Below are 1241 nucleotides of genomic sequence, written 5' to 3' on the forward strand. Positions count from 1 at the left end.
GGAAGCTAATTTTAAACACTGAACTTTAACATTGGCAGCCCTTGGGGCTGCTCATAGCTGTCAAGCCTCCCGCTCTGCGGGAGCGTTATGACTATGTCATCGCCATCGCCTAACTCAACATTGCCAACAATAATTCCAGTATTAGTAAAACGATCATTATTGGCTCCTAAGTTGAGTCCCCCGAAAATTTGACCCTGATTCTCTACGATTTCAACATAACTACTGCCAAACACCGCAATTGAGCCTTGATCAATAGAGATAATGCCTGTTGCGGTATTGGTTATAGTGTTAGTAGAGGCTAATAGCGGGCTACTCCACACAGCATATCGTGTAGGGGCTGTTCCACCTGTTCCTGTGAAGTCAGTGACTATAATACTGCCACTATTAACCAAACTTGAATCTGAGCGATTTTCAAGTTTAACCGCAGCACCCTGATCTGCGCTAAAGTTGAAGACTCCTTGATTATTCATAAAGGAAGAATATTGCAGTCTAACCCCTATCATTGAAAACCCCGTAGCATTCATTGTACCTTGGTTAATGACCGTATTATTAGAACTGCTTGTCGCATAAATTCCAGCAAGCATACCGCCTGGTAGGCCTATTCCTGTATAATTAACTGTGCCTTGATTTATAAGTCTAATATTGTCACTACCGGTTATACCCAGTAATATATAAGAAAAAAATCCTCCTGAATGATTAATTATTGAATTGTTATTGACGGTTATCTCTCTCCCTGATATTCGAAAAACTGTTGTATTTGTTTTATTTAAGGAACCGTCATTATTAATAATGACATTAGAATTACCTGAACTAATATCTATTAATGGAACAGATAAAGATGAAGTAATATCTGCACCTTTTAAAATATTAATTGTTACATTGTCTCCCAACACAGAAATAGGAGAGGTGCTAGAGCCAGAGCAAGTCACAGTTGTATCGTCAGGAGGCGCTGTATTTGAACAAGCTGCAAATGTTACTGATGGAATTAGTAAAATATTTGAAATAGTGATCAGTAATGAATTAATGCTTTTCACTTGTTGTGTTGCCTTTTTTAGTTGGCTTTTTTGAATAGCTCACGGGGTAAGGTTTCTATCTTGGGTGATTTCATTACAGCACGATACGGCAGTTAATTTATTTTATCATCGTACTGAATCTGTTTTATCGATGAATGGCCGTGATTGCCGATGACTGTTGTATCAGTCAATGTGAACTAAAAAAAGACTGCTTCAAGCGGCCTTGAA

General features: G+C 38.4%; 1 protein-coding gene. It reads right to left on the minus strand.

The window, feature by feature from the left end:
• Positions 1–11: 11 nt before the first annotated feature.
• On the minus strand, positions 12–1034 hold the full coding sequence (locus tag F607_RS34505; protein WP_027710499.1) for a hypothetical protein: 1023 nt from the start codon (positions 1032–1034) through the stop codon (positions 12–14).
• Positions 1035–1241 lie beyond the last annotated feature (207 nt).

The organism is Zooshikella ganghwensis DSM 15267 (assembly GCF_000428585.1).
Lineage (GTDB): Bacteria > Pseudomonadota > Gammaproteobacteria > Pseudomonadales > Zooshikellaceae > Zooshikella > Zooshikella ganghwensis.